General features: G+C 57.6%; 4 protein-coding genes. 2 read left to right on the top strand and 2 right to left on the bottom strand.

The genetic code is table 11. The features are described from left to right. Window positions 1–256, top strand: a 256-nt coding sequence (locus SO180_RS29945; protein WP_449382424.1) for a hypothetical protein, incomplete at its 5' end; no start/stop codon positions are given. A gap of 273 nt (window positions 257–529) precedes the next feature. Here SO180_RS29945 and SO180_RS29940 read toward each other — a convergent pair. Beyond that, window positions 530–943, bottom strand: a complete 414-nt coding sequence (locus SO180_RS29940) for a hypothetical protein (RefSeq protein ID WP_449382423.1) — start codon at window positions 941–943, stop codon at window positions 530–532. Between the two features lie 2,102 nt (window positions 944–3,045). On the opposite strand from SO180_RS29940, the gene SO180_RS29935 reads away from it, so the two are divergent. Continuing rightward, the gene (locus SO180_RS29935; protein WP_449382422.1) at window positions 3,046–3,486 is read left to right on the top strand and encodes a VirK family protein; all 441 of its coding nucleotides are present in this window, start codon (window positions 3,046–3,048) and stop codon (window positions 3,484–3,486) included. A gap of 1,370 nt (window positions 3,487–4,856) precedes the next feature. Here the strand turns inward: SO180_RS29935 and SO180_RS29930 are convergent. Continuing rightward, window positions 4,857–5,795 (bottom strand): DUF2493 domain-containing protein, encoded by a 939-nt coding sequence (locus SO180_RS29930; RefSeq protein WP_449382421.1) that lies wholly within the window; start codon window positions 5,793–5,795, stop codon window positions 4,857–4,859. Between the last annotated feature and the right edge of the window lie 205 nt (window positions 5,796–6,000).

Raw genomic sequence — 6,000 nt, 5'->3', positions numbered from 1 at the left:
CCGCGACCACCGCGGCCTCGATGGCGATCTGACGGCCGAAGACGATCGGCGACGCACCCGCCTCTTCCCGCGGGCCGAAGCGTTAAGCGGAGGACGCCGGCGGGGAGACTTTCTTGTCTCGCGAGGAATGGGCGTAGCCCAGGGGAAGAAAGTCTCAACCGACGGCGTTGCGGCTCAGACGATCGAGGCGCAGCCGGTCTTCGGCCAGATCAAGCCAACGAGGCGAGGTGCGTCCGAGCGCCGAACACAGACTTAAACGGGAAAGACGTGGCAGAGCTCGCTTTGCCGCACAAGAAGGCGACCGGTTTCGAAGTAGAGAAAGAAAGAGCCTGCGGGAAAAGGCGACATTGCCGTTGGGCAACAACCACAGCCGACAGCCATCGTCGACGGCGCATAAAGGGCCGAATGAGGTCGGCACAGCGGGATCGAGCGCAACGAAGGCCGCCATGTCCTGAGAGCTTCATCAACGAGATGGTCTGGACACCCCGCTAGAGCAAAGCAACCCCAGATGTAGCGGAAGGAGGTTTCCTCAGGCGTCACGGACGTCAGGACCGGTTGATTTGGTTACCCCGCCCGGCTTCACTCCTCGCTCGAAGACACCGATCTGCATCCAGGCCCTCCAGGCGATGAAGATTGCGCCGACGCAAGCGAAGGTCTCACGCCAGAACGGCCATGGTACGGCGATCTGCGATAACGCGAGCGTCACATGGTAACCAGCAATTCCCGCCGGAACGGCAAAAACCGCGCCGATCATGCCTCGCAAGAAGATCAGCCGCGCCATGGAATGGGCAAGCTGACTAATGACGAGCGTCAAGGCGGCACTGATGATGCCGACAATGAGCGCACCAGCAATTCCGCCGCCGCGATCCAACGCCATTACAGCGGCACTGACTGCAACAAAGAATGGGAGCGCATATACTGCGAGAGCAAAGGTCAGCCACAACAGAAGGCCGAGCCCAGCGAGATTGAGGGCAAGTCCAAGGGCAAACACGGTGGTGGTCCCCGTTCATAGATGTACGGATTGCGCCTTCCACCACCACCACGGCGCAACCCAACGTATAGAACGAAAACGTGATGAAATCGAGACACAATCCGCGTTGGATGGGAGATGAAATTTGTTTCTGCGGTAATTGCGGTCCCGAGAAAGATTTAGCCGCGGAGTGAGCTTTTAGTTGAATAAGACGGGCGCTCACCAGCTGACCTCGCCAATTCCAAACCGATCTCTCTAACGCACAATCTCTCTTGTTGAGTTGGGAGCTCATTTCGCCGTTTCGCAAGTTCCGTTACTCGCAAAATGATCTGTCACTGAATGAAATTTTCGGCATATTCGAACGTTGCAAAAAACCGTGTCCTGCCGGATGGATCTCCACAATCGATGATTGGAATGTCGCGGACATCACCTCGCAACTACCCACCTCACCAATTTGGGTGACGAGCCAAGGGTGACAAGGTGGTCGAATGCTTGATCGAGAATAGCTGGGCGCTGCTTCTCGCCTACCCATGAATTGCGAGCCGAGCATGGAGAGCATCCGGTCGACAGCCCGTTCGCGACCGTGGCGGCTCGCCGCGCTCGCGACAGCTTCCTTAAGGCATCCCAAAACCGGCGGCAGCCTCAAAGCCAAGATGACTTTGCATCGCTCTAAAGATCACGACGGGACGGGCTGCGAGACCGAAAACTCAAGTCCGCCCGCCAATCCCTTCCACTTAGATCGCATGACGACTAGGAGCATCAGGATCTTCATTCGTCAACTCAGTGCGGGTGCCCCTCTCCGCAGCCGATGAACTCCAACACCGAATCTGCCTTACTGATCTCGCGTGAGATATGCTCCAATATCCGGATTATAGATGCTGGCGTCCGTACAAGACCTGCTCGATGGCAGGCAAGTTCCAAATGATGCATCACCTGTTCGTGGGTGGGAGCGACCCGATTCTGCAGAGCGCTGATTGTCAATGATGCGAGCATGTAGTCGACTACGGATTTTTCGGCTTGAATCAATACTGAATTGCCCCTCTTGGTCGTCGTCTCTGTTCTGAAATCAGTTATCGGCAAAAGTGTGTGCACTGCGAGCAATCTGCACCGGGGAGCACGCACGTTGCGGATTGGCAACGCGCATGATGCGGTGAGTTTCGCTTAAGCGTCCGGGCGTCCGCGGGCCGACGAGGCACCGGCGTACGAAAGACTTGGCCGAGATCGGGCCAAGACGCTTGTCTTGGCCTTAGGAGCGAGCCACTCGAGGGTTTAGTCGAGAAAAGCGGAGAACGATCAGAAATCGCGACGCGAATCCAGATCTTCACCGTCTCTGTGGGGGCCACACTCCTCGGCGTGCCTGGCCAGCTTGTCGTATTCTTCGGCGATTTTCAGAAGCCTGTCTCTGGGTTTGCCGGGCCCAAGCAAATCGGCTTTGGTCCGCGTTGCTTGCGCACGACCTCGCCAGAGATGCGGATCGTAGATTGGTCTGTATGGTGTCATGTAAAAGAAGATGCAATTCGTAGATCAAGAAAGTGCGACAGCCGCCCTCCGTATCATTACGTAGGGTCCCATCAGAAATGTCGCGATGATTTCGCAGCGCCCCCGTAAGCTAAGATTCTTTGAACGGTGCCTAAGCCGCTTTGCAGAGCGATGTTCGTCGGACGCGCGGCATCATTTGCCACCTTGCAATGCTCTATGATGAGATCAAAGAGCTTAGGTATGAACGTTCGAGATCCTGCCTCGTGCTCGTCTTTTTGAAGACCTGCGCTTTTCAGACGGAGACTGCAGCAGACGGCGGTATTTCGCCGCCCCGAAAGGTTTCCACTCCCTCGCAACTGCGACTACCGGGATTAGACAGCGCATCGGATATCGCAAAACCGTGACGTTACTTCGAAAACCTTACGTACGAGGTTGTGACGTTAGGTTGGCCTCGCTACCGCTTGTGTGTGGTAGCAGCACATGTTGTCGTAAGGACAACGTGCCTGATGTCGGGAATGCGCCAAACTGTTTGCGAATATGACATCGGGCAGGTTGCTGCTTGCGCGGCCAGTGGTCCTTGTGGAGGAGAAGAGCATATGCAGTTTAGTGCGAGAGGCCTGTCGATCCTGTTGTCCTTGCTTTTGGCTGCAAGCGTGAGCCCGATCGCCAAGGCTGATGATCCCTCGCCGAAATACGCCGAGGTGCTCAGCGCCCTGCAGGCCGGCAAGGATGTCAGGCTCGTACTGGATCTCAGCCGCTGTACCACCATCGATGGCGGTAAGCCCGGGCCGGCTGTGCAGGGCGGACTAGTTATCAGCGCCTTCAGAGTGAGCACGCAGCACGGCATCAGCTTTGCCAATGCGCATCAAACGGTCGACAGCTCGGGACACCCGGTGACGGAATACATTCGCCACAGCCTCAGCCGCGAAGGCAAGCTCACGGTGCGGGCCTCCAAGCTGACTGTTGGGGCGACCGAAGTCGTCAACCAGGGCGAATTCGTCTGCGAACTACCGGACGGCGCGAAGTTCGTCTGGTAATGGGAAGAACTGCGCACGACCTCGGTCCGGTTCGCCTTCCTAGCGGCCGGGATTCGGTGAGCAAGCGAGCGCCAAAAGATGGGGACCATCATTGCTAATGGCCCCTGCACGGATTCGAGTAGAGCCATTTTGAGCGCTCGACTCCCATTTTGAGTGTTTCACAGAAACGCGCGCTTGCGGCGAGCCACGAGTCCTTCGCTTCAGCGAAGCGCCCATTGCGCGGACCTCCGCTGAAGGTGAAGCCGAGGAATTTGAAGGCTTACCGTCTGCCATACCGAGGCGCAGTGCGACGGTTCGCCGTGAAGCGGCTGATGGTCACGAACCGGTCTTAAAACGTTCGCCTTCAGCCATTCCTGGATAAGGCCAATCATGCACGGATCAGCCGTCCAGTGCTTCGGAAAACAAATTGGCGCGTCAGTTATCCTTCTCCCCAACCGACGCCGTAGACCCTGTGCATCTCGGCGTGGGCGCGGCAGATCATTGCTCGCTTGATCTGACGACCCGCAACTGCGCCAATCGCGAGCGCAAATAGGCAGGCCAGATAAGCATTCGTCCACCCCCAATAAACATTTGAGCCATCACGGGGAACAACGCGACCAGCACGATCAATCGCATTTTTTAGAAGTCGCCCAGCCCAGGCGCGCGCCAAAACCTGCTATCCGACCAAAAAATAGCACAGGCTCTGGCTGGAATTTTACGCTGCACATCCTCGGTAGCTGCAGGAATTCAACGCAAAAGGGCTGGCCAGCGAGAAAAACACGCGCTCGAGCTTGGACATCGTGTCCGAGGAACACTGGACAGCGGCTAGCCGCAGCTTCGCATTTGTTATAGCAGGGCCTTTCCGGCTATGTATCGCCTCGCCTATGTTGCCTTCTCCAATGAGCGTTCAGATGGAAAACTGTGTGATTGTGCGTGCCCACGGAAGACTATTGGATCAGTTGCGCGAAGAGGCATCCCGCGTTTCACGAGGACACAAGGCGGACTGGTCGATTGAGCGCTGCGAGAAAGGGGCACGGTTTTGTTTCGAGGACGCGGAAGCGAAAAAAGCGTTCGCGTCGATCTGCGAAAACCTCACTGTTTCGTATACGGAATCTTAGGTAGGTGATCCGAATCAGAGGCCGGCTGACGGAAGGTAACCGATGAATACCGCGGGATGGCTTAGCACCTAGCCATCGTCATGCCTCTGCTCTCCCGGAACGGCAGCAATCGGAGCAAGCACTCTCTGTACATCACGGCAAGCGCAATAGTGGAACTCCAAAGGATCGTAGAGAGCTGCCAACGAATACCCGTCTGATGCACACGTTGAGTCCCGCCACATCGGTCCGTTCAATTTGCTGCCCCGTCCCTTTTATCGCCCGCTAAGACGGCGCTCACGCGCCGTCCCTGCCGAATCTCCAGACCGGAATGCCAAGCTTTTTTGCCTTGTCGGCGAGGTTGTCCTGAATCCCTGTGCCGGGGAAATGCATGACTCCGATCGGCATGACCTCCAGCATCACATCATTGCGCTTGAATGGTGCGGCCTTCGCATGTTTCGTCCAGTCCGGTTTGAAGGCGATCTGCGGCACTTTCCGATTGTTGGCCCATTTTGCAGCGATCAACTCGGCGCCTTTCGGCGAGCCGCCGTGGAGCAGAACCATATCGGGATGTTTCGCGCGGACCTTGTCGAGCCGATCCCAGACGAGCGAGACGTCATTGAAATCGAGCCCACCGGTGAACGCGATCTTTGGTCCGGGTGGAAGCATGACCTCGGTTTCGGCCCGACGCCTGGCAGCGATAAAATCGCGACTGTCGATCATCGCGGCCGTGAGGTTACGATGGCTGACGACTGAGCCGGAGCGCGGCCGCCAAGGCGAACCCGTGTGGACTTCGAAATATTCGGCAGCCTGATCGCGGAGGAGTTCCATGGTATTGCGGCGTTCGATGAGCGTGATGCCCTGGGCAGTGAGCCGTTCGAGCTCGACGGATCGCACTTCTGAGCCGTTTTGCTCGCGCTGGCTCCTCTGCTGCGCTTGCTCGTTGGCATCGAGCTGGCGTTCAATGCGGTCCGCTGCACGATGAAAGAGATTGACGGTCGACCACAGCAAGTCTTCAAGGTCCGGTTCGAGGCGCGTGTCATTCAGGGTCGAGACTAACGCATCGAAGATGTCGGCGATGGCGCCAGTGATGGCCTTGCTTTCGGGAAGCGGCCGTGGATCGGGCTCATCCTGTAAGGGATGGAAACCGAAGAGCTGAAGTTCAGCGAGAACGTGATCGGTCGGGGACGAAGCATGGGGTGGCTCGGAATGAGGGTTGTGGTGGTCGGTCGTCATGGGTGAGGTCCTTTGCCGTATCGGCCGCGCCCATCGCGGCCTTCGTGGCGATCACCTGACGGCGGGCGGAACGGACCAGAACCTGAAGCGAAGCGGAGGGCCGAAGCAGAGCGAAGGATGGTAGAGGCACGGCTATTTTGTTTCGCGATGCAAAGGCGCGGAACGCGCCGGCGGAAAATAGCCGTGACTTCTGCCATTGCCGGGG

The sequence above is a fragment of the Bradyrhizobium sp. UFLA05-112 genome (assembly GCF_053572325.1).
Note: the sequence above shows the minus strand (reverse complement) of the source record. Positions and strands in the feature narration are given on the sequence as shown.

Bases quoted from the DNA above. Each gene is read 5' to 3' on its own strand.
- SO180_RS29930 (WP_449382421.1), bottom strand. From the start codon at position 5,795: ATGACGACCGACCACCACAACCCTCATTCCGAGCCACCCCATGCTTCG.
- SO180_RS29935 (WP_449382422.1), top strand. From the start codon at position 3,046: ATGCAGTTTAGTGCGAGAGGCCTGTCGATCCTGTTGTCCTTGCTTTTG.